This is a genomic window from Vibrio kagoshimensis (assembly GCF_050337535.1).
In the GTDB taxonomy this organism is placed as follows: domain Bacteria; phylum Pseudomonadota; class Gammaproteobacteria; order Enterobacterales; family Vibrionaceae; genus Vibrio; species Vibrio gallaecicus.
Genome location: NZ_JAKJSZ010000020.1, coordinates 1 through 23499 on the forward strand (window position 1 = coordinate 1; position 23499 = coordinate 23499).

The following is a 23499-nucleotide window of genomic DNA, read 5'->3' on the forward strand; positions in this document are numbered from 1 at the left end:
AGCCAGAGCCAGAGCCAGAGCCAGAGCCAGAGCCAGAGCCAGAGCCAGAGCCAGAGCCAGAGCCAGAGCCAGAGCCAGAGCCAGAGCCAGCTAAGTCAGAAGTTATGCCGGAGTCAATTCCAAATGAATTCGGCGTGCCTCAAGATGATGATTGGTTGTTTGAAGAGGAATCATCAACGGTAGAGCAAGAGAGTGTTCAGGATATCGCTCCTGAAACAGAGTCTGTTCCTCAACAAGAAGCGCAACAAGCAGATCTAGATCTTCCTGAGCTTCAAGGTGTGGCTGAAACTGACTTCTCTGACTCTGAAGTCGCAGAGCAGCAAGTGACTGCGTCAGTAGAAGGTGATGATGCACTTAGTTCGGATGAAGGTGTGTTTACAGAAAGCTCACCAACAGTAGAAGAATCGACTAGCGATGAAGCTATTGCAACAGAAGCTCCTCTAGTAGAAGAAGTTTCATCAGCCGATGAAGTTGCTGAACAAGAAGAGCCGATTACACAAGAAGAAGCTATTGCGTTAGAAGAGCCTACTACAGCAGAAGAATCTAGTGTGGAAGAAGATTTTTCGTTGGAACAAAATTCATCTGTTGAAGATACCCAAATTGAGAGCTCTGATGACATCTCGTTTGATGACTTAGAACTTCCAGAATTTGCTGAAGAAGAAGCGCTAGCTGATTTTGAAAGTGACCTTGAGAGTGGACAACAAGAAGCTGTACCTTCATCTGTTGAACTGCCAGCTTCAGAAAGCCTCGAAGATGAAGAGCTGGATGATTTCTCAATTGATGACTTAGAGCTTCCCGAGTTTGGCGAAGAAGAAGCACTAGCTGATTTTGAAAGTGGTCTTAATAGTGAACAACAAGAAGCCGTACCTTCATCTGTTGAACTACCAGATTCAGAAAGCCTCGAAGATGAAGAACTGGATGATTTCTCAATTGATGACTTAGAACTTCCCGAGTTTGGCGAAGAAGAAGCACTAGCTGATTTTGAAAGTGTTCTTGATAGTGAACAGCAAGAAGCTGCACCTTCAGCCGTTGAACAGCTAGCTTCAGAAAGCCTCGAAGATGAAGAGCTGGATGATTTCTCAATTGATGACTTAGAGCTTCCCGAGTTTGGCGAAGAAGAAGCGCTAGCGGATTTTGAAAGTGGCCTTGATAGTGAACAACAAGAGACAGCAACTTCAGCCGTTGAACAGCCAGCACCTGAAAGCCTCGAAGGTGAAGAACCGGATGATTTCTCTCTTGATGATTTAGAACTTCCCGAGTTTGGTGAAGAAGAAGCGCTAACTGATTCGGAAAATATTCTTGATGCTGAACCAGAAGTGGATGCCTCCTTACTGGATGTTGCTCAAGGTGAGAATAAGTTTGAAGAATTAGGTCAAGAGATTGAGTCACTAGCTGAGCCGGAGGAAGAAGTTTTACCTTCAAGTGAAGATAGTCACGCTCCTGAAGAAGGTTCCACTCAAGAAGAGTTACCTGACGACATTAGTCCAATAGAAAGTGAAGCAGATGAAGATTTCACTTTTGATGATTTAGAGCTACCGGAGTTTGACGAGGCTGATGCACTAGCTGAAGCTATTAGCTCTGGAGATGAAGAACTTTTAGAACAAGACTTAACTCGTGATTTAGAAACTTTTGAGTTTGATGATAAAGATCTACCTGAATATGACGAAGAAAGCGCTAAAGCTGACTCTGCGGTAGAACCTGGCGATTTAGATGAGTCACTGCCTGTATCTGAAGAGTTTGGCTTAGAAATCGATGAACTTGAACTACCTGAGTATGGTGAAGACGATGCTATCTCTGATGCTTTCTCAGAAAGTGCGCCTATTGAAGCTTATTCTAATGAGATAGAAGTTGATTCAAGCGAGAGTCAACTTACAGAAGAGGTTCCTCAAGAGAAGCCAACTGAGAGCTTTTTAGATGTAGAAGGAAATGATCAAGATGCATTACATGATCTGTTTTCTAACCCAAGCACGTTAGACACTCCAGATTCATTAGACCCTGAGCAGTCAGAGTTGGGGGAATACAACTCTGACAAACCGAATACTGAGAATCTTGGTTTTGATGATGAGCTTTTAGATGGCTTCGATAATTTCGATGAGACAGCCTTGGCTGAACTACTGTCTGAAGATGTTCAGGATTCGGTAGACAACATGTTCTCTCAACCTATGGATTCTACCTCGATCGACAGCGCTGGTTTAGATCTTGAAGCTATGTTGGAGGTGGGTGGTGAAGATTGGAATGGTTTTAGTTTATCGCCAGACCAAAAGTCTGAACTGCCTAATGATGTACCTGCCGATCAACAAGAAGTGTGGGAATCATTAAAACAGCAGTCTGAGCCTAAAATTCAAGAAGAAAATTGGGGGCAGCAAGAGAACCTTACAGAGCAAGAGTCTAGCTCAAATTCTTATATGACTATTGATGAGTTGATGGCTCAAGTTGAAGGTGAGGGCGAAGCTCTTAATCCTGATGAAGAAGAGCTTAAACTTGATGTTGGGTTGAATGAATTTCCAGATGTTATTGGTGACATAGGAGATATTGATGTCGACAGTAACGCTGAGGCAGCTGGTAAGCTTGATTTAGCTAAGATATACATTGAGATGAGCGATCCACAAGGTGCAATAAAGTTACTTGAGGAAGCCATAGTTGATGGTAGTGACGATATTCGCCGTGAGGCAAAAAATCTTATCGATGTCTTAAATGGCAGATAATAAACATCATAAAAGGGTAGCAGAAGCTACCCTTTATTTTTCTTGCTCACTGGCTCCATAAGCCTTTTTAAGTATATACTTCCAGCCCCTTTTTCAAAGAGAACGAAAACATGAAAATTGCTTTAGGTATTGAGTATAACGGTACCCACTATTTTGGTTGGCAGCGCCAACGTGACGTAAAAAGTGTCCAAGAAGAATTGGAAAAGGCTCTTTCTGTTGTCGCAAATCATCCTATAGAAGTGCAATGTGCAGGTCGAACAGACGCCGGGGTTCATGGTACAGGGCAAGTGGTTCACTTTGAGACCAATGTTGACCGAAAAATGGTGGCTTGGACGATGGGGGCAAATGCAAATATGCCTAAAGATATCGCCGTCCGCTGGGCTAAAGAAGTTCCTGAAGAGTTTCATGCTCGCTTTACTGCAACGGCAAGGCGTTATCGCTATGTGATTTTTAATCACGCTCTTAGACCTGGAATTTTGAACTCAGGGGTGAGCCATTATCATGGTGAGCTTGATGAGAAGAAAATGCATGAAGCGGGTCAGTATTTACTTGGTGAAAACGACTTCACATCATTTAGAGCCATGCATTGTCAGTCTCGTAGCCCTTGGCGCAACATCATGCACTTAAATGTCACTCGTCATGGTCACTATATTGTCATTGATATTAAGGCGAATGCTTTCGTCCATCATATGGTTCGAAATATCACAGGAAGTCTAATTGCTGTCGGTAAGGGCGACCAATCTCCAGAATGGATTCAATGGTTGCTTGAGGCTAAAGAGAGAAGGTTAGCGGGGGCAACGGCAAAAGCGGAAGGTTTATACTTAGTTGATGTCGATTACCCTGAACATTTTGAGTTACCACGCGAACCAATAGGCCCGTTATTCCTTCCTGATAATTTGAATTAAATGTGAGACTTAGGTTCAAAAAATATTATCAGATGGTGAGTAATATAGAGTGAAAAAATAGGTACAACCAGTTTTTTATCTACACTCGCTGTTTTATGTGGTTTAATCTCCTCGCATAATTCCCAAATTTATTTCTTTCGCAATTAGGCGGAGGAATCGAAATAAAAGGTCTTCCATGAGTTGGCTTGAAAAGATTTTAGAAAAGAGCAACATCGTTTCATCTCGTAAAGCGTCTATCCCTGAAGGGGTTTGGACTAAATGTACTTCTTGCGAGCAAGTGCTTTACCATGCTGAGTTAGAGCGTAACCTAGAAGTATGTCCGAAATGTGACCATCACATGCGTATGAAGGCGCGTCGTCGTCTTGACACCTTTCTTGATAAAGGTGAACGCGTTGAACTAGGTTCTGAACTAGAGCCGCGTGATAAGCTTAAATTTAAAGACTCAAAACGTTATAAAGAACGTATCTCTACTGCTCAAAAGAACAGTGGTGAAACGGATGCATTGATTGCAATGAAAGGTGAACTTCTTGGCATGCCAATCGTAGCGTGTGCTTTTGAATTTTCTTTCATGGGCGGTTCAATGGGTTCTGTTGTTGGCGCTCGTTTCGTTAAAGCAGTCGATGCGGCTATTGAGAACAACTGTGGTTTAGTTTGTTTTTCTGCTAGTGGCGGCGCACGTATGCAAGAGGCTCTAATGTCTCTAATGCAAATGGCGAAAACCAGTGCAGCACTAGAACGTTTATCTGCTAAAGGTCTTCCATTTATTTCAGTTATGACTGATCCAACAATGGGTGGTGTTTCGGCGAGTTTAGCTATGCTAGGTGATGTCAATATTGGTGAGCCCAAAGCTCTGATTGGCTTTGCTGGTCGACGAGTGATTGAACAAACGGTTCGTGAAGACCTTCCTGAAGGTTTCCAGCGCAGTGAGTTTCTATTGGATCATGGTGCAATCGATATGATCGTTGATCGACGTGAAATGCGTCAACGTGTTGCTAGCCTAGTTGCGAAAATGACCAATCATTCTTCTCCATTAGTAGTTTCTGTGAACGATTCACCGAATGAAGCTGCTTATGAAGTACCAGAAGCGTCAGAAAAAGGGTAAAGTACTCTCTAACAAGCCAACATAATTATGGTTATTAGTTAGATGAGTCAACAACCTATCCCTCAAGCCACATCCTCATTAGAGATGTGGCTTGATTATTTATCAAACATCCACACTAGCGCTATTGACTTAGGTCTAGACCGAGTTAAAGCTGTCGCTTCAAAAGCAAACCTCACAAAACCAGCTAAGCATATCATCACTGTTGCCGGAACTAACGGTAAAGGTTCAACATGCGCCTTAATGGAAGCTATTTTACTTGATGCCGGATACTCAGTTGGCGTCTATAGTTCTCCTCACTTGATTCGTTATAACGAACGAGTTCGTATTAATGGACAAGATCTTCCGAACGAAAAATTAGTATCTTCATTCGATTTTATTGAGCATGAACGCGGTGAAATTAGTCTGAGCTTTTTTGAATATGGCACATTAGCAGCTTTGCGAGCATTTCAAGTAGAGCAAGTTGATGTGGTTTTACTCGAAGTAGGGCTTGGTGGAAGATTAGACGCGACTAACATCGTTGACCATGATGTTTCTGTGATTACGAGCTTAGCTGTCGACCATGTTGATTGGCTTGGCGATGATATTAATGTAATTGGTTTTGAAAAAGCGGGTATCTACCGCAGCGGAAAGCCTGCTATTTGCGGTCAACCTAAGCCACCTGCAACGGTTGCTGCTCATGCTGATGACATTAGCGCTGAATTTTACCAAGTTGGTATCCAATATACTTATCAAGTAGATGGTGATGTATGGCACTGGAGCAGCGGTGCATTCCAACTTGAAAACCTTCCTGTACCAAGTTTACCACTACCGAATGCGGCAACGGCTTTAATGGCTTTAGGAACATCAGAGCTAAGCATCAGCGATGTCAATGTCGTTAATGGTCTGAAAAGTGCTAAGCTGCCAGGAAGAATGCAGCAAATTAGCCATGAACCTATAATTGTTTTAGATGTAGCGCATAACCCTCATTCAGCTGAGTATTTTGCGACGCAAGTAAAGCAGCTTTATGCTGGAAAAACACTGCATATGGTTGTGGCAATGCTGCATGATAAAGATATCCCCGCGACTTTAGAGGTTCTCTCTCCAATTGCTCATCATTGGTACCCTGCATCATTACAAGGTCCTAGGGCTGCAACAGCTAATGAGCTTTGCCTGAGTTTACCTGCAAGTGTTAGTGAGTTTTCTAGCCCTGTAGATGCGTTTAATGCCGCTTTAGTTGCTGCAGAGCCAGAGGATGTCATTCTTGTCGTAGGTTCGTTCCATACCGTGGGTGAGGTATTGGAGCATTGGCAGAAAAAAGGAAATTAGATGGCAAGTAAGTTTCAAAGCAGACTGGTTGGCACTATTGTTTTGGTCGCTATCGGTGTGATTGTTTTACCTGATGTACTTGATGGTAAAAAGGCACACTACAAAGAAGAATTTGCGAGTATTCCAATCAAGCCAGAGCTCGAAAGTAATGTTGAAATCTTTGAGGTTATAGAACCAATAGAAGATGATATTGCACTTCCAGACTCACCAGTTGAACAAACCGTAGAAAGCTCAGTTGAGAGCTCCAAGCAAGCTTCTGTTGATGAAGTTGCTGTAGTCGAGAAAGTTATTCCTGAGAGGAATGAATATCAAGAGAGTGCTTGGATTATTCAGCTGATGGCTTTGAAGAATGCAGATAATGCGAAAAATGTGGTTAAGGATTTGCAAAAGCGTGGCTATCAAGCCCACACCAAGCAAGAAAAATCATTTACGAGAGTAATTGTTGGACCTGATGTCTCTAAATCGAAACTTGAGCGACAAGTTAAGGAATTAGAAAAAATTACCGGTTCAAAAGGTCAATTGCTTAAATTTAAACCGTTAAATCCATAAGAAAACGTTTGCGTCAGCATTTTTTCTGTTAAAATGCGCGCCAACTTAAGATGAAGAATTCATGAATTGGTTAGATTTTGTCATTTTAGGCGTGATCGGCTTCTCTGCCGTGATCAGTTTAGTCCGTGGTTTCGCTAAAGAAGCATTATCACTTGTTATTTGGTTTGGAGCATTTTTTATTGCTAGCCAGTACTACGCAAAATTAGCGGTGTACTTCACCAATATCGAAGATGAGATGTTTCGTAACGGAACGGCAATTGCAGCGTTATTTGTTGCAACACTAGTGGTTGGTGCATTGGTTAACTATGTCATCGGTCAACTGGTACAGAAAACAGGGCTATCTGGTACAGATAGAATCCTCGGAGTGGTATTTGGTGCTTTACGAGGTGTTTTAATTGTATCTGCAGTACTGTTTTTTATGGATGCGTTTACCGCATTCCCAAGTTCAGAATGGTGGACCAGCTCGCAGTTAGTACCTGAGTTTAGTCGAATTATTGCTCCATTCTTTGAACATTTACAAGCAACATCTAGTTTCTTATCTGGCGCATTTTAGCGCCAGTTACTGTCGCAAATCGAGGATTAGAACATGTGTGGTATTGTTGGAATCGTAGGTTCAACGCCTGTAAACCAGTCAATTTATGACGCGTTAACGGTATTACAGCATCGTGGCCAAGATGCCGCTGGTATTTGTACCATTGAAAGCAATCGTTTCCGTCTGCGTAAAGCTAACGGTTTAGTAAAAGATGTTTTTGAAGCAAAACACATGCAACGTCTACAAGGCTCAGTAGGCATTGGACATGTTCGTTACCCAACTGCAGGTAGTTCAAGTGCCTCAGAAGCTCAGCCTTTTTATGTAAACTCTCCTTTTGGTATCACTCTTGCTCACAATGGTAACTTAACGAATGCGACACAAGTTCGTGAAAAACTATTTGAAAAAGATCGCCGTCATGTAAACACCACTTCTGATTCAGAAGTGCTGCTTAACGTTCTTGCTCATGAAATTGACACGGTTAAAGGCAACGTAACATCAGATGATGTATTTCGAGCTGTAACGAATGTTCACCGTACAATTCGTGGTGCTTATGCGGTTACTGCGATGATTATTGGTCACGGTATGGTTGCGTTTCGTGACCCACATGGTATTCGTCCTTTATGCCTTGGTAAGCGTGAAATTAATGGTCAAACAGAGTACATGGTCGCTTCAGAATCAGTCGCTTTAGATGCCGTTGGTTTTGATTTTATGCGTGATGTAGCTCCGGGTGAGGCGGTTTATGCGACATTCGAAGGTGAGCTATTCACTAAGCAATGTGCTGATAACCCACAGTTGAACCCATGTATTTTTGAATTTGTTTATTTCGCACGTCCTGATTCTTTCATCGATAAAGTGTCGGTATACAGTGCTCGTGTTGAAATGGGCGAAATGTTAGGTAAACGCATTAAAGAAGAATACTCTGATCTTGATATCGATGTGGTTATCCCTATTCCAGAGACTTCTAACGATATCGCATTGCGCATTGCTCAAGCTATCGATAAGCCATACCGACAAGGGTTTGTTAAAAACCGCTATGTAGGCCGTACGTTTATTATGCCGGGTCAACAGCAACGTAAGAAATCAGTACGTCGTAAACTTAATGCTATTCGTTCTGAGTTTAAAGGTAAGAATGTGCTGCTGGTTGATGATTCAATTGTTCGCGGTACGACTTCTGAACAGATTATTGAGATGGCTCGTGACTCTGGTGCGAATAAAGTCTTTATGGTGTCAGCGGCACCTGAAGTTCGTTTCCCAAATGTGTATGGTATTGATATGCCAAGCGCAACAGAGCTGATTGCTCATGGTCGTGATAATGCAACGATCTGTAAGCAGATTGGTGCTGATGCACTAATCTTCCAAACACTTGAAGATTTAATCTCTGCAGTTGGTATGGGCAATCAAGACATCGCTCGTTTTGATACCTCGGTATTTAACGGCGAATATGTTACCGGTGATATTGACCAGAAGTATTTGGATTTCTTAGATTCATTACGTAATGATGATTCGAAGACAGAGCGTGAAATCGCTCAAGACTTAGCGAACCTAGAATTGCATAATGAAGGTGCGTAGCACTTTGTAGCAACTCAGTTCAAACAAAAAAACCAGAGCCTAGCTCTGGTTTTTTGTTTTTAATCGGACTGAAAGCTAAATTATTCTAGTCAGTTCAGTTCAGTTCAGTGATTAGTGAATGTGGTAAGCGATCACAAAATCAATGAACAAACGTACTTTTTCAGGTAAGTGGTCTTTGTGATTATAGAGCATGTAGATGTCTCTAGGGTTTGCACTCCAATCTTCTAAAACCTGGACTAGACTTCCATCTTCAATGTATTCACGGATCATGACATCAGGCATAAGGGTGATACCTAATCCTTCAGAGCATGCTTGTCTTACTACATTTAAAGCATTGGCATTGAAGCGCCCTTTTTCGCTATTAACAACGGTTTCATCATTCGAGTTATTCAGTTGCCACTTTATTAAAGGGTAACCTTTAAGCAGGGAGTGGTTTGCAAGTTCTTCAGCATGACAAGGTGCTGAGTTTTTCGATAAATAAATAGGGCTTGCGACTAGAATGTCCTTCACTTCACTTATCTTTCTTGCGATAAGGCTTGAGTCTCGCTGCGGACCCACGCGGAAAATAACATCCCACTCTGTTGGATCTAATTGATCAGCTTGGTTGTTCATCATCAGTTCCAAATTGATATCTGGATACTTTGTCATGAAGTCGCTGAACATTGGCATCATCATACGCTTTGTCAAATTCGATGGCGCTGATATTTTAATTTTTCCAGATGCACCTCTGCATTCATCGGTCAGTTCTTCAGCCGTTGAAGCCAATCTTTGCAGTAAAGGGGAGCATTCGTTAAAAAAACGTTCGCCCGCCTCTGTCAAAGAAAGTTTACGGGCATGGCGATTGAGTAGCCTTAGATTTAGTGAATCTTCTAAAGCTTGAATGCGTCGAGTAATTGTCGCAACTGGGATCATCGTCTTGCGTGATGTTGCGGTATAGCTCCCATTTTCAACGACTAATCGAAATAGGTTTAAATCATCTAATTTCATACGTCCAGACACATTTATTTACGAATTGACTTAATTTATACGTAACACAGTAATCAAAGTTTGCGTCACGTCAACTTGTAGCGCTATTTATAGTATTCCAATGCCTATAAATAATTACCAGTTGTAGTGACGAAATTTGTGTAAATAGTATTTTATTACTAAGTTTTATATGAATATCGATAAACAGATAACAATAATAATTCGAATAATTGTTTTGTGAGGTTAAAGATTATGTACAAGACTCACAGTCAGCCTGTAATGACCTCGGCACAAGAAGTGATTAACCAGAAGTGCATTATGTTGGTTGATGATGACCCAATTTTTCGCCGTATAACCAGCGCTTTTTTAAACGCGCAAGGGTATGAGGTGATAGAAGCTGAAAATGGGCTAGACGCATTACAAAAATTACGCAATGCAGATACTGATCTCGTTGTGTGTGACTTATCTATGCCTGTACTTGATGGTATCGAGTTGGTAGAGGAGGTAAGCCTAGAGTATCCATCACTCCCCATGATTGTGGTCTCTGCTACTGACGAAATGTCTGATGTGGCGAAAGCTCTTCGTTTTGGCATTAAGGATTTCCTACCGAAACCAATTGAAAACCATCAACACCTAGCCAGTGCCATAGAAAACACATTAAAAGATTCTTTTGACCATTTATCAGACCAAAGAGATTTTTCTAGTCAATGGTTCTGTGTGGATGATGGCGGTGAGATACCTGAAGATCAGGAACTGCACTGGCATCTCGACTACCTTCAAGATAACCCAAGTGCAGCAAAAGATTTACTACACGCCTTACTGCCCGATAAAGATACGCATCAAGGCATTTGGAAATGCAGTTATCGTTTATTGCAGTCTGCAGATGTAATGCCTTTAGTTTTTGATTACGCATGGATGATGAATGGTCAATTCGCTTTTTATCTGGTGGATTCGTCATCCGCAGATCAAGGCGGTGCAGCAACCACCTTGCTAGTTCGAGCGTTGTTCCATGATTACTTGAGAAATTTAAAAAGTTTTAATCCTGACTTAAAAGATATGGCGGATATTTTAGAAAAAGGCATTCAGTGTTCTGAGTGTGCGACACCCGTGAATGCCTTGTTCGGTATTGCAGATTTGTCTGAAGCGACAGTGTCTATTTTACCTGCAGGGTTAGATGCACAGTGGTCTAATGGTTATGTAAATCAGCATATTGCTGCAGGTAATCAACTTGGCAGTAATTGTAAGAAAAACTTTATTACACAAGAGCTACCTATTCGGTCTGGGTGTCAGCTATCGATGAGTTGTTTGGGGGCATCAAGCTTCAGTTTAAATATTCATCAAGGATCGACAAATTAACCCTATAGTTACTCGGTTTTTGTGAATAAATGATTAAGGTATAGTTGCGCAATTGGTGTGGCTATGCCTTTTTTGTTAAATGCGTATTTTGTCGGAATATGTGAGCAAAGGGTACATGGTTGCATGAGACTTATTTACTAACAAAAACAAGAAGCAATCATGGCAGATAACAAAGACTTTCAAGACCCGTTTAATGTATTCTACTTTTTAGGATTTTTAGCCGCATTTTTATTAATTCCATTACTACCCGCAACACTGACGTTGTTCCGTGTCTTTAATGGCTATGCTACTTTTTAGTTGATTCTCGGAGGTCACTATCAGCATTCGACATCTTAGCCTGAATATTGCTGGTGGCCTTTGTATTATTCTCGCCTTTCTTGGCATCCTTCTCCCTGTTCTTCCCACTACACCATTCTTGCTTCTGGCAAGCGCTTGTTTCATGCGCAGTAACCCTAAAGTACATCGCTGGATGCATGAGCATAAGACCTTGGGCCCACTTCTTAAGAATTGGTATGAATATGGTGCAGTCACAAAACAAGTAAAAACACGTGGTGTGATTTTTATACTGTTTAGCTTCTTTCTATCCATATATTTCTCCCCGATCCTTTGGGTAAAAGGCTTCCTTGTCGTCGTTCTTATAATCCTCTTATCATGGTTTCTTCGTCTTCCAACGCACGAGTTGGTTGCTGATAGCGAAGAAAATCACTAACATTAACGCAGTATGCCTGCTTATGTAGCGGGCGATTATTATTTCATCAACGATAATGGTAAATGTCGCTGATAATGTGAATTAACTGCATCTTTTCTTAACAGAAACCAAGTCTATTCGTTAGAGAAGCCGCCAATTTAAGTGCATCAATATTATGACAACAAATAAAATCGAGCTGATCAAAGCAAGCATCAAAAGCATTCAAGATTACCCAAAAGAGGGGATCTTATTTCGTGATGTAACCAGCCTTATGGAAGATCCAGCAGCTTACAAAGCAACAATTGAACTGCTAACTGAAACCTATAAAGACATGGGTTTCACTAAAATTGTTGGTACTGAAGCGCGTGGCTTCCTATTTGGTGCTCCTCTTGCATTAGAACTTGGTGTGGGCTTTGTTCCTGTACGTAAGCCTGGCAAATTACCGCGTAAAACTATCGCTCAAACCTATGAGCTTGAGTACGGTACGGATACTTTAGAAATTCACACTGATGCTATTGTTGAAGGCGATAAAGTGTTGATGGTTGATGACTTACTAGCAACGGGTGGCACAATTGAAGCGACCACTAAGTTAATTCGTCAGCTAGGCGGTTCTGTTGATCACGCGGCATTCGTTATCAATTTACCAGAGATCGGTGGTGATAAACGTTTAGAAGGTTTAGGCCTTGAAGTGTTTAGCATCTGCGAATTCGACGGTCATTAATCCTTTTCGGAATTATTCATGAGTTATCTTGCCTTAGCGCGAAAATGGCGACCAACTAAATTTAAAGAAGTAGTTGGTCAAGCCCATGTTTTAACTGCATTAGAGAATGCACTTAGCCAAAACCGATTACATCACGCTTACTTATTTAGTGGGACTCGTGGTGTCGGTAAAACAACCATAGGGCGTTTGTTTGCCAAAGGGCTAAATTGCGAAACAGGGATCACATCAACACCTTGTGGGGAGTGTTCTACCTGTAAAGAAATCGACGAAGGACGGTTTGTCGATTTGCTCGAGATTGATGCTGCGTCACGTACCAAGGTTGAAGATACCCGTGAACTGCTAGACAACGTTCAATATAAACCTGCACGTGGTCGCTTTAAGGTTTACCTGATTGATGAAGTTCACATGCTCTCAAGGCATAGTTTCAATGCATTATTAAAAACATTGGAAGAGCCACCGGAGTATGTGAAGTTTCTTCTGGCGACCACTGATCCACAAAAATTGCCTGTGACTATTTTGTCACGCTGCCTTCAATTCCACCTGAAGCCAATTAGCGTTGATAATATCCACGAGCAGTTAGATCATATCCTTGCCGAAGAAAGTGTTGATTCTGACGCTCGTGCACTTGGTATGATTGCGCATGCAGCCGATGGTAGTATGCGTGATGCTTTAAGCCTGACTGACCAAGCGATTGCTTTGGGTAATGGTAGCGTAACGGCGGATAGGGTTTCTCATATGTTGGGAACTCTAGATACTGACCAAGCTATTCATTTATTGGAAGCGATCAGCAGCAAGCAGCCGCAGTTGGCTATGGATAGTATTCAAAATTTGGCTGAAAATGGCATTGAGTGGGATGGGTTACTCAATCAACTGTCTACTCAGTTACATAGAATCGCCATGTACCAAGCGCTGCCTTCGACCTTAGATAAAGCGCAGCCTGATGCTGAAAAACTAGAGTTGCTGAGCCGAGCTCTGAGCCCTCAAGATATTCAGCTGTATTATCAAATTGTCTTGAAAGGGCGTGAAGATTTGCCTTTGTCACCGACTGCTCGTGTTGGTATTGAGATGATTGTTCTTCGTATGATGGCATTCAGACCTGCAGAGCAAGTTAGTGCGACGGTTATCTCGACTAGCCCAGCGACAGCAGTTCAAGGACTGGCTCCAGCTCAAAGCGTTGCTCAGCCTGTGAGTCAACCTGCGTCAATGGTCGATCCGAGACTGCCTACTCAGGCTCCTACGGTTTCACAGCCTCAAGTGCAGCAACAAGCTTCTGTTCAGCAGCAACCTATGCAACAGCAGAATCCAGCGCAATATACAGATTCACAAGGTTACGCTGATCATTCAGGCAACCATGGTTATTCAGAACAGGATTACCCGCACAGCCAGTATGATGCGCCACCTGCTTATAACGAACGTTCTAGCTACGGTGCGGAGCAACATATGAGTCCAACGGCTCAGCAAATGCCACCACAGCAGAATCAAGCGACGAATCAGAGCCAGCCCCAACAGGCAAGCACTGAACCGACGCAACAAGAACAACCAGCGCGCTCTTCATCGCCAGTGAGTGGTTTACGCCACCAACTGCGTTCTCAACGCAGAGGCAATGCAACAACGGAAAGCAAAGGCGCAGCGCCAAAAAAGGCTAAAGCGGCACCAGTTAAATCTTCAGTATTAGATCGTGTTGCTCAGCAACATGGTAGCTCTGATCGGGTGTCGCCAATATCTCAATCTACAGTTCCAGGAAAAGACGATGCGAATGAGCCTTATCGTTGGAAGCCTTCTAAGCCTGTAGTGAAAGAAGTTTCTAAAGAGTTAACACCTACTCAGATAAAGCGAGCGTTAGAACACATCAAAACACCAGAAATGGTCGAGAAATTGTTTAATGAGTCTGTAGAGCAAGATGAATGGTCAGCGACGATTAAGAAGCTAGATACCGCAAAGCTTGTAGAGCAGCTCGCGTTAAACTCTGTGTATGAGCAAAACGGTACGTCTGTTACGTTAACTCTTCGAGCGAATCAAGCGCACTTGAATACCGATAGAGCTCAGAGCGAGTTGCTTCAAGCTCTTAACACAGCCCTTGGCGAAGAGTGCCATTTGAGTGTAGAAATTGGAGAGAAGGGGGAAACCCCACTAGAATTACGAGAGCGCTTGTATCAAGGGAAGCTACAACACGCATTCTCAAGTTTAGAGAATGATGCAAATGTTCAATTTATTGAGAAACGTTTTGCAGCAGAGCTTGATCGCGACAGTGTTCGACCGATTTAGCGTGATGTAACTCACTCGTTATTAAGACAACACATATATTCGCTGTTTTAAGTCACTTACTGGGGTTGAATAGTCTGTATTCATCCCCCATTTAAGCCTCATAGCTTATTTATATTTATAACCAATTAACCAGAGAGATTATCATGTTTGGTAAAGGTGGTATGGGCAACTTGATGAAGCAAGCCCAGCAAATGCAAGATCGCATGCAAAAGCTTCAAGAAGAAATCGCAAATATGGAAATTACAGGTGAGTCTGGTGCTGGCCTTGTAAAAGTTACGATCACTGGTAGTCACAGTGTTCGCCGTGTTGAAATTGATGAAAGCCTAATGGAAGACGATAAAGAGATGCTTGAAGATCTTATCGCAGCGGCTTTCAACGATGCAGCTCGACGTGTTGAAGAAACTCAAAAAGAAAAAATGGCTGGCGTAACTGGCGGTATGCAATTACCACCAGGTATGAAAATGCCATTCTAAATCGCAAGTGATTTAATTTAGAGCGATTTATTAATGCGTACCAGTCATATGCTGGAGCATTTGATGGAGGCCTTACGTTGTCTACCTGGGGTTGGTCCCAAGTCGGCACAGCGTATGGCCTTTCATTTGTTACAGCGCGATAGAAAAGGTGGTCTGCAACTTGCGGATGCACTAAGCCAAGCGATGACAGAGATCGGCCACTGTAGTGAATGCCGAACTTTTACTGAAGAAGAAATCTGTCATATTTGTACTAACCCGAAAAGGCAAGATAACGGTCAAATCTGTGTGGTAGAAAGCCCTGCAGACATCGCTGCTATTGAAGCAACAGGTCAATATTCAGGTCGCTACTTTGTTTTAATGGGGCATTTATCTCCATTAGATGGAATTGGACCAAGTGACATAGGGTTAGATACGCTGGATTACCGACTGCGCCGTGGTGATATCACGGAAGTCATTTTGGCGACCAACCCAACGGTTGAAGGTGAAGCCACAGCGCATTATATCGCTGAGCTGTGTAATGCTCACGAGGTTAATGCTAGCCGAATTGCTCATGGGGTTCCTGTGGGCGGTGAGCTAGAACTTGTAGATGGCACTACGCTTTCACACTCGTTATTAGGTCGTCACAAAATATAAAAAAAGCCGCTAATGAGTTAGCGGCTTTTTTTGTTTTTGAACTGTGTTTCTAGTTATAAATAAATAGCTGTAACGACATACTTTTGTTTAAAGATAAACTCCGTTACCCCAAGTTCTTGGGTTAACAAATATTGCTCGATCACTTCTACAGCCTGATGGCTGTGCGCCTTTTTCATTCGTACTATCGATTGCGGAAGGAGCGGGTTACTGCTGATGAGCAACTCACTTTTATCATCAGCTTGTGCATCTAAATATAAGTGCGTAGCTTTGTGAGTGAATAGCATCATTAGCTGTAGGGCAACTTGCTCATTAATTTGTACCTTTTCAGGAAAATCCAACCAAAGTTCATGGGTATCTTTTAGCCCTATCAGCGCTTGATTAATTTCTTTGTTTAGCTGCTTTAGATTCACTGAACTTAAATCGTTAAACGTTATTAGTCCAATATTGTTATTCGTTTCCCAGCGTAAATACGATGTTTCAAAACCTTTGGGAGTTTGCTTCACTTGTTTAGGGTGGGCTAATGGTTGATCGAGGGGTAATGCTTGGGAGCTGGCTAATGATTGAGAGTGAACGAATGGGTTGATGACTAATCGAGCATCCTTTACTTCAAGAAGCATCTCTTGTACTAACTTCTGCCACTCTTTTTTGGTATCGATATTATCGGCTTTGATTTTATATGGCTGGTATATTTCATGCCATTTATCTTCTATTTGGTCGAATGCCGTATAGTTTTCAGCAACTGAATGCCAAATCTCATCATAGTCGTCATGGAACCCTGCACTCATTCTAGCTGAAGTCATCTGAGCTTGTTCGTGTAGGATTACTGTAACTCGGTCAGTGTTTGTTCTTCGGGCACTGTCTTTAACATAGAGCTCGAAAGTATAGGTACCGGCAACTGTTGGATTAATGAGAGTTGCGTTTAATGAATCGGAATTGAGTACAGTTAATTGTTGGGGACCTGAAAGTTGAGTCCATCTAATGGTTTTAATCTCGTAAACATGTTTTGGGTAGGTTTTTGCTGAGCCACTCAAAGTAATTGTGTGTACGGGAAGTGTATGAAGTTGGTCAGCACCTGCATTCACTGTGGGTTTTGTGTATTTATCAGCGTCAGTAACATCATCCACACTGCAGGCTGATAGAAATAACGCTGAAGATAGAAACATCACTTTAAATAAGTTAGACATTTTTGATCCTTGAAATTAGAAGTTGTAGCTCATACCGGAGGAGAGAAAGGTGGAGTCGGTATCATAGAATTCGATGTCGGAATCACGTTGTTGGTAGCCCGCCATGACGTGTATCTGGGTATTTTTCCAATTAAAAGGACTGTGGTAGCTATACACAGAAAAGATACCCAATGATTCGTAATCTTGTTTGAGATCGAATACGGGGTTCTGAGAGTCGAACTCAGCTTGGCTGGTTCTAACTGTGGTAATGAGGTTGTGCCTTGATTTAGAAAATAAGATGGAAAGTTGAGCGCTTAATTCATCAAAACTTTTTGCCTCGCCTTGAGCGTTTCTCATTGTGTAATAGAAAGCAGGGGAAAGGACGAAACTTCGAGCTAGTGGTAAGGTTACTTCTGTTCCAAATCGGTGGTAATCACTCTTTCTGCCTAATAAATTAGCTTCTGCAATCGAAAGCCCCTGAGAAACTCCGATGTTATCGTGGTCAACTTTACTTTGTGCAAAAGCATATTTTATTTTAATAGGTATCAGAACATTTAAATCAAAGGCTACACGTGTACCTCTAACGGTTTGCTCTGTTGAAACTCGCTTTTGGCCAGTAAGGTAAGGATCTTGCCATACCTCGTCCATGCTGGGTGCGTTTCCAAATAGTGCGGCTGTGAGAATCGTATTTTTGCTTAGTTTTTGAGAAAGCCCTAATTCGGCTTGGAATTGGGCTTCTGCAATTTGGTCTTCACTGTTCCCTAGAAAGAGTAAAGTATCCCCAAAGCTGTATTGTAATCGCCCTAAAATGAAGGGCAATACTTGCTCTGTTTGTTTACCATTGTTGGTTAGATTAGGCGTAATCGCGTTGTCGTCATGCGTGCTACTTTGTGATTGGCTTTGGCTCACGCCAACATTCAGGCTAATGCTTCCACTTAAGCCCGGAGTGAAATTATCAGGTTGAGCAAAACAGTTATGGGTAACGAAAGTACACATTGAACTGAGTAAAAGAGTGTTGAGGTGAGTGAAGATTTTCATGTTAATTCCCTATCAGTGACTAATCTAAAGCCACGTAAAATTAACATTCACACCAGCTATAAGTCGTTGGTGTTTTATAGACGGTTTGTGTCCAAGTTGGTCACATTACTCGAACGATCATTTGGGTTGCCTATTTAAACTCGTCGGCCAAGATAGTACAAAGCGCGCGCCTTGAGAAGCCGATGTATCTACTGTTGCAGACCCATTATGCCAATTCATGATTTGTTTAACGATAGCTAACCCCAATCCATGCCCTTTATCACTCCCTCGTTCTTGGTTATCAAGCTGAGAAAAAGGTTCGAATATGTACTTTGATTGTTCGACGGGCACACCACAACCATCGTCTTCGATAATAATTTTATATTGTTGATCTTCGATCTTAAAAGAAACGTTTATCTCTGATTGAGCAAAACGACTCGCGTTCGTGAGCAGGTTTTTAATGGCTCTCATTAGCCCTTTATTATCAATGAATAGAGATCGTTCTTTAAGGTCATGAGAGCAATAAAAACGTGTTTCTAGTTCAGGGTGTTCCAGCTTAAATTGCTCGATCTCATCAAGTAATTGCTCGGCAAAACAACATTCAGAAAAATGGCTAATATCGGCTACTCGGGTATAACGAGAGAGGAGAAGGTTTTGATTAATGAGATGATCTAGATCTTCAATGCTCGAATGAACGGTTTTTCGATATTTTTCTTTTTGCTCCTCTGCTATTTGGTCGTCTTCTATCATTTCTAACGCAAATCGAAGCCGATAAAGTGGTGTTCTTAAGTCATGTGCAACCGCATTTGTGAGTTCACGTTGGCTAGCTATCAGCCTTTCAATGTTGTCAGCCATCTTATTAAATGAATCGCTGAGTTGAGATATCACAGACATTTTGGTGGTGCTTGCTCGTTTAGACAGTAAACCTTGACCGAAGTCGTTTGCTGTCTTCACTAGCCGTTTTAAATCACGCCATAATGGGTATACCCACATCACCATCGCAATTGAAATGAAGAACACAAAGAAGGCACAGACCGTTGCAATAAGTTTTATCTGCGTAAGGTGAGAGAGATCATCTTCTATATGAAGCCAAACATTGTCTATAACAGGGGCAAGCAATTCAATCTGGCCATTAGTACTGGTATAGCTGATGATTTTCCTAGGTTTATTCGTGAGAGCTTCTTTCGCTTCTGGTGGGAGTTTATCGTCTTTTTTTAAGCTGATCCGGAATGGAATCTGAGTGTTCGTGTTTTCAATAATCTGCACCCATTGGCTTTGTGGGTGGTTGCGTAAATCTTCAGCTGCTAGAAATAGCGTTCCTTTAGCTTGGTTTAGCACTGCTAGCTCAGTTGATTCGTTGAGGGCGAAATAAATGACTTGATCACTTTTGCCTACTCTTTGGACCAATGCCATTGGGTCGCCGAATAAGAAGGTAATTTCCCCACCTTGAATAGCATCGTAAGATTGTCTATTCGATTGGTATGTACTCATGGGTTGCAGTTTTAAAGGGTAGCCAAAATGAGTCTCATATTTTTTTATCACAGGTTGCCATTTTTCCTGTGGATGGTTCGAGAGCTTTTCTGTGAGCATCTCGAAGTTAACGGTGTAGACTTTCTTGTAAAAACCTTCAGAGAAATATTCAGTTACGTGCTGTACTGGATTAATTGCCGTAGGAAATAGTAGTAATGCTATAGGGGTAAAGACGGCAAGCCAAAGAATAGAAAATGCTCTAATCATACCGATGCCTCAAATGTGGTGGCACATAACTGGTATCCAACTCCTCGAATGGTTTTAATAAGGTCTGGTTCGTTCGGGTCATCATTGAGCGTGCGGCGTAAACGTGAAATTCGCCTGTCGATAGAACGATCGAGCCCGTCGTATTCAAACCCTCGAATATGCTGAGCAATATCATCACGAGAGACAACTTGCCCTACGTTCTGAGCCAGTAAGTAAAGAAGTTCAAACTCTGATGTGGTGAGTTTTACAGGTTGCTGGTTTAGAGTGACAGCACGGTGTTGTAAGTTGATAGCAAGAGGTCCAAACTGTAATTGGTCTTTGTCGTTATCGAGTGTGTTCCTATCATGGCGACGAAGCAGGGCTCTAATTCTTGATAGCAAAAGACGAGGTTTTATCTTTTTCACAATATAGTCATCGGCACCAAGTTCCAGCCCCATGACTTGGTCTATGTCATCATCGAGTGCTGTTTGCATTAAGATCATACCGTGATAATTCGAACGAATAGAGCGACACACATCCATCCCACTTTGCCCTGGTAGCATGATGTCGAGAATGACTAAGTCCGGTTGTTTTGACAGAATCTCGTTCACAGCGGTAATGCCATCACTGACAATCTCGATGGTAAATTCATAGTTTTGTAGAAAATCTTGAATTAACTCTGCGAGTTCTAAGTCATCTTCTACAAGAATGATATTGAATGGATTTGATGAGTTCATGTGTTAGAGGATCTAATGAATAGTACATAAACTATAACTTAATCAAATGATGTGCAGTGTGACCATTTGTGACGTGAAGGCGAAGATGTGACGAGATTTATAAAATCATTATGTTTTAGATAAAACTAGAGCCGTAGAGTGGAATACGACTCTGTTATTAAAGTTTGGTTATGTTTCATGACTACTGAGTGCAGGTTTCTAAGTCAGTGATGATAGTGATAGCTTCGAGTGAGCTAGTACCGCATACCCATTCAGCTGCTTTAAAGTCATGGCACACAGGAGGGCGATCGGGTTTGCCAAATAATTTGCAAAGATTATCGGTATTAAGTTGTTTGCAGCGTTCTCCGGCTTGTTTTCCATTAGGGTGCAAAGGGAAGCTACTACTGATACTTGGGGCGATACAGCAAGCGCCACAACCTAGACGACAATCCATCACTTGACTCATTTATTAATAAAGGTGCGCGATAGTAGCAAAAAATACTCAAGCAATCAGTAATGATGAGTGATTTTTATCCTTGAACTTTGTATGGGCTAGCGGTATAACACGCATCCCAGTAAAAGAGTAAGAAGTAATCCAATGAGTAATCCATTTTGGCAAGAAAAAACACTAGATAAAATGACGGAACAAGAGTGGGAATCACTGTGTGACGGATGCGGTAAGTGTTGTCTGCATAAACTTATGGATGAAGATAGCGATGACGTTTATTACACCAATGTTGCTTGTAGTTGGTTGAATGACAAAACTTGCTCTTGCAAAGACTACCCGAATCGATTTACTTCAGGTGAAGAGTGTTTGAAATTAACACGCGATAAAATTGATGAATTTCATTGGCTACCTGACACTTGTGCTTACCGTTTATTATCAGAAAACAACCCAATTCCTGAATGGCATCCGTTGATCACTGGCTCTAAATCAGCCATGCATGCTGCTGGTGAAAGTGTGCGTAATAAAGTGGTGTATGAAATTGATGTTGTAGATTGGGAAGACCACATTCTTAATCATCCAAATCGCGCTTAATTTCACATTCGATATTAGAATGTATAAAGACAAAGAAACAAAAAAAGGCTCACAGATGTGAGCCTTTGTTATTTAAGAGTGTATCCAATTGACTTGGACTGTTATGGCTAAGGTTAAACCGGAGACAGAGCTGCTACCACCTGGTTAAACTCGATTCGAGCGTTCTGAGCTTGATCAGATAACTCAATTTTATTTTCTTGCGCAGCTGTCAAATTGCTTTCTGCAAGTTCTAATTCTTGTTGCAGTTCTAAAGGAAGTTCGTGATCTTGAACGTCTTCACTCTGTTCCAAAACATAAGAGCGGATTTTTTTCTTGATAGCTGTTAGTTGTTGGTACGCTTCACGCTCATTTTCTGCGGCTTCTTGCGCCAAATCTCTAACCTTCTCGAATTTAGCGAGAGCCATCCCTTCTGAAGACCAAGGATCCATATCTGGCAGTTCTTCAATATTGATCGTCGGTTCAATGTAATCTTCTTGATGGCGCAAATCTAAACTGGTTGCACGTACGGCTGAGATCATCAGCATTACCGAGATAACAAGCAGCGGTAACCCACCAACAATGGCGGCAGTTTGCAATGTGCTTAATCCACCTAAGAACATCAACACTGTTGGTAAGAATGAAAGTGTGAATGCCCAGAACATACGGTTCCAACGCATAGGCTCTTCGGTAACGTTATTCTGTACAACAGAAGCCAAAATGTAAGAGATAGAGTCAAAAGTTGTCGCGGTAAAAATAATGCAAAGTACGGTAAATACAGCAATGACTAAAGTGCTCATCGGTAATTCTCCCAACATAGAGAAAATTGCCTTAGTTGCCCCTTCATTATTTAAAATACTGACTACATCTAACTGACCTGAAAGTTGTAATGAAAGACCGTAGTTACCCAAAATCATAAAGAATAGAAAACAACCTAGAGAACCAAAGAAAATCGAACCCGAGACCATTTGCTTAATGGTTCTTCCGCGAGATATGCGTGCTACAAATAAGCCCATACTAGGTGCAAATACTAGCCACCATGCCCAATAGAAAATAGTCCAATCTTGTGGAAAGTGAGTGTTTTCAAAGGTGCCATAGCCACCAAATGGTTCTGCCCATGTTGCCATGACGAAGAAGTTAGAGAGTAATCGCCCGATAGAATCTAACCCGGTTTCGAGCATGAAAATTGTAGGTCCGGCAACCAGAACAAACGTCAGTAATCCCATGGCACCCCAGAAATTAATATTGCTGAGGATTTTTATGCCTTTCTCTAAACCCGCGTAAGAGGAATAAGCAAAAATACCAGTACAAACCAGCAAAACTAATGCTTGAGTTAAGGTATTTTGTGGCATACCAAAGAGGGCATTCAAACCTTCGCTGATCAGTGGAGCTGCAAGGCCTAAAGTTGTCGCGGCTCCGCCTAGTAATCCAAATATGAAGAAAACATCGACCAGTTTACCAATGCCGCCTTTACTGCGTTTTTCACCGAGAACTGGCATTAGCGCACTTGAAACTTTCAATACTGGCTGCTTACGAACATAAAAGAAGTATGCGATAGGTATTGCAGGGATTAGGTAGATAGACCAAGCAATTGGACCCCAGTGGAACAGACCATAAGTCGCGGCCCAACGAACGGCTTCTTCACTTCCTGGTTCTAATTGAAATGGTGGTGATTGGTAATAGTAGGCCCACTCAATGCAGCCCCAGTAAAGAATACTGGCTCCAATACCCCCACAAAATAGCATTGCAGCCCATGAAGCTGTGGCAAATTCTGGTTGTTCATCTGGTTCACCCAGTTTGATTTGTCCCATATCACTGAAAACAACGTAAACCATAAAAGCACAAGCGGCTAAGCCTAATGCTAGGTAAAGAAAACCGAGTTTGTCAGTCATAAAAATTTTAGCGACGGCAATCCATTCTGCGCCCTGAGTTGGGAACATAATTAGTGGAAAGACGATCGTGAGCAGGAGTGCAATAGCACCAAAAAATGTTGGCTTATCAATAAGCGAGAATGAGTTTTTCACGAGTTTTATTCCATAAGTACGATCCTAGAAGTATCTCGTGAACGTATTGTAGGGAACAAATCGACTATTTTATCAAGAC

General features: G+C 42.0%; 22 protein-coding genes. 15 read left to right on the top strand and 7 right to left on the bottom strand.

The annotated features are described in order from the left end of the window. From L4C37_RS17595 to purF, 7 genes are all read left to right on the top strand, one after another. A partial coding sequence (locus L4C37_RS17595) for a FimV/HubP family polar landmark protein (protein WP_429769327.1) occupies nt 1–2705 on the top strand: 2705 nt, incomplete at its 5' end. 110 nt (nt 2706–2815) lie between these two features. Next, nucleotides 2816–3610, top strand: a complete 795-nt coding sequence (truA, locus tag L4C37_RS17600; protein ID WP_273294335.1) for a tRNA pseudouridine(38-40) synthase TruA — start codon at nt 2816–2818, stop codon at nt 3608–3610. A gap of 175 nt (nt 3611–3785) precedes the next feature. After that, complete coding sequence (accD, locus tag L4C37_RS17605) at nt 3786–4712, top strand: acetyl-CoA carboxylase, carboxyltransferase subunit beta (protein ID WP_137374703.1); 927 nt, start codon at nt 3786–3788, stop codon at nt 4710–4712. A gap of 42 nt (nt 4713–4754) precedes the next feature. After that, entirely contained in the window at nt 4755–6017 is a 1263-nt protein-coding gene (gene folC / locus L4C37_RS17610; protein WP_273294338.1) for a bifunctional tetrahydrofolate synthase/dihydrofolate synthase, read from the top strand. After that, nucleotides 6018–6566, top strand: a complete 549-nt coding sequence (locus L4C37_RS17615) for an SPOR domain-containing protein (protein ID WP_273294340.1) — start codon at nt 6018–6020, stop codon at nt 6564–6566. It abuts the gene before it with no gap. 61 nt (nt 6567–6627) lie between these two features. Further along, the gene (locus tag L4C37_RS17620; protein WP_137374700.1) at nt 6628–7119 is read left to right on the top strand and encodes a CvpA family protein; all 492 of its coding nucleotides are present in this window, start codon (nt 6628–6630) and stop codon (nt 7117–7119) included. A gap of 33 nt (nt 7120–7152) precedes the next feature. Next, entirely contained in the window at nt 7153–8667 is a 1515-nt protein-coding gene (gene purF / locus L4C37_RS17625) for an amidophosphoribosyltransferase (RefSeq protein WP_137374699.1), read from the top strand. 111 nt (nt 8668–8778) lie between these two features. Here the strand turns inward: purF and L4C37_RS17630 are convergent, their stop codons facing one another. Beyond that, nucleotides 8779–9654, bottom strand: coding sequence for a LysR family transcriptional regulator (locus tag L4C37_RS17630; RefSeq protein WP_429769328.1), 876 nt, complete (start codon nt 9652–9654; stop codon nt 8779–8781). Between the two features lie 231 nt (nt 9655–9885). On the opposite strand from L4C37_RS17630, the gene L4C37_RS17635 reads away from it, so the two are divergent. From L4C37_RS17635 to recR, 7 genes are all read left to right on the top strand, one after another. Further along, nucleotides 9886–10989, top strand: coding sequence for a response regulator (locus L4C37_RS17635; RefSeq protein ID WP_137374697.1), 1104 nt, complete (start codon nt 9886–9888; stop codon nt 10987–10989). A gap of 159 nt (nt 10990–11148) precedes the next feature. Continuing rightward, entirely contained in the window at nt 11149–11286 is a 138-nt protein-coding gene (locus L4C37_RS17640; protein ID WP_167494064.1) for a hypothetical protein, read from the top strand. A gap of 46 nt (nt 11287–11332) precedes the next feature. Next, nucleotides 11333–11698: a YbaN family protein gene (locus L4C37_RS17645; protein WP_137374795.1), complete on the top strand. Its 366-nt coding sequence runs from the start codon at nt 11333–11335 to the stop codon at nt 11696–11698. 154 nt (nt 11699–11852) lie between these two features. Next, nucleotides 11853–12398 carry an adenine phosphoribosyltransferase gene (gene apt / locus L4C37_RS17650; RefSeq protein ID WP_137374696.1) on the top strand — a complete coding sequence of 182 codons (546 nt, stop codon included), beginning with the start codon at nt 11853–11855 and terminating at the stop codon, nt 12396–12398. 18 nt (nt 12399–12416) lie between these two features. Beyond that, nucleotides 12417–14663 carry a DNA polymerase III subunit gamma/tau gene (dnaX, locus tag L4C37_RS17655; protein ID WP_429769329.1) on the top strand — a complete coding sequence of 749 codons (2247 nt, stop codon included), beginning with the start codon at nt 12417–12419 and terminating at the stop codon, nt 14661–14663. 143 nt (nt 14664–14806) lie between these two features. Beyond that, nucleotides 14807–15136, top strand: a complete 330-nt coding sequence (locus L4C37_RS17660; protein WP_137357674.1) for a YbaB/EbfC family nucleoid-associated protein — start codon at nt 14807–14809, stop codon at nt 15134–15136. Nucleotides 15137–15169: 33 nt separating this feature from the next. Beyond that, nucleotides 15170–15769: a recombination mediator RecR gene (gene recR / locus L4C37_RS17665; RefSeq protein WP_137374694.1), complete on the top strand. Its 600-nt coding sequence runs from the start codon at nt 15170–15172 to the stop codon at nt 15767–15769. 53 nt (nt 15770–15822) lie between these two features. On the opposite strand, the gene L4C37_RS17670 is transcribed toward recR, so the two are convergent. The 5 genes from L4C37_RS17670 to L4C37_RS17690 form a co-directional block, all read right to left on the bottom strand. After that, on the bottom strand, nt 15823–16953 hold the full coding sequence (locus L4C37_RS17670; protein ID WP_429769330.1) for a PKD domain-containing protein: 1131 nt from the start codon (nt 16951–16953) through the stop codon (nt 15823–15825). Nucleotides 16954–16968: 15 nt separating this feature from the next. Then, nucleotides 16969–17970: a DUF2860 family protein gene (locus L4C37_RS17675; RefSeq protein ID WP_429769331.1), complete on the bottom strand. Its 1002-nt coding sequence runs from the start codon at nt 17968–17970 to the stop codon at nt 16969–16971. A 117-nt stretch (nt 17971–18087) separates the two neighbouring features. Further along, entirely contained in the window at nt 18088–19686 is a 1599-nt protein-coding gene (locus tag L4C37_RS17680; RefSeq protein ID WP_429769332.1) for an ATP-binding protein, read from the bottom strand. After that, complete coding sequence (locus L4C37_RS17685) at nt 19683–20402, bottom strand: winged helix-turn-helix domain-containing protein (protein WP_171736168.1); 720 nt, start codon at nt 20400–20402, stop codon at nt 19683–19685. Before L4C37_RS17685 ends, L4C37_RS17680 begins: the two co-directional genes overlap by 4 nt. 181 nt (nt 20403–20583) lie before the next feature. After that, nucleotides 20584–20835: a YkgJ family cysteine cluster protein gene (locus tag L4C37_RS17690; RefSeq protein WP_429769333.1), complete on the bottom strand. Its 252-nt coding sequence runs from the start codon at nt 20833–20835 to the stop codon at nt 20584–20586. A gap of 144 nt (nt 20836–20979) precedes the next feature. On the opposite strand from L4C37_RS17690, the gene L4C37_RS17695 reads away from it, so the two are divergent. Continuing rightward, complete coding sequence (locus tag L4C37_RS17695) at nt 20980–21420, top strand: YcgN family cysteine cluster protein (protein ID WP_137374688.1); 441 nt, start codon at nt 20980–20982, stop codon at nt 21418–21420. 113 nt (nt 21421–21533) lie between these two features. Here the strand turns inward: L4C37_RS17695 and L4C37_RS17700 are convergent, their stop codons facing one another. Continuing rightward, complete coding sequence (locus L4C37_RS17700; protein ID WP_372266004.1) at nt 21534–23420, bottom strand: BCCT family transporter; 1887 nt, start codon at nt 23418–23420, stop codon at nt 21534–21536. Nucleotides 23421–23499 lie beyond the last annotated feature (79 nt).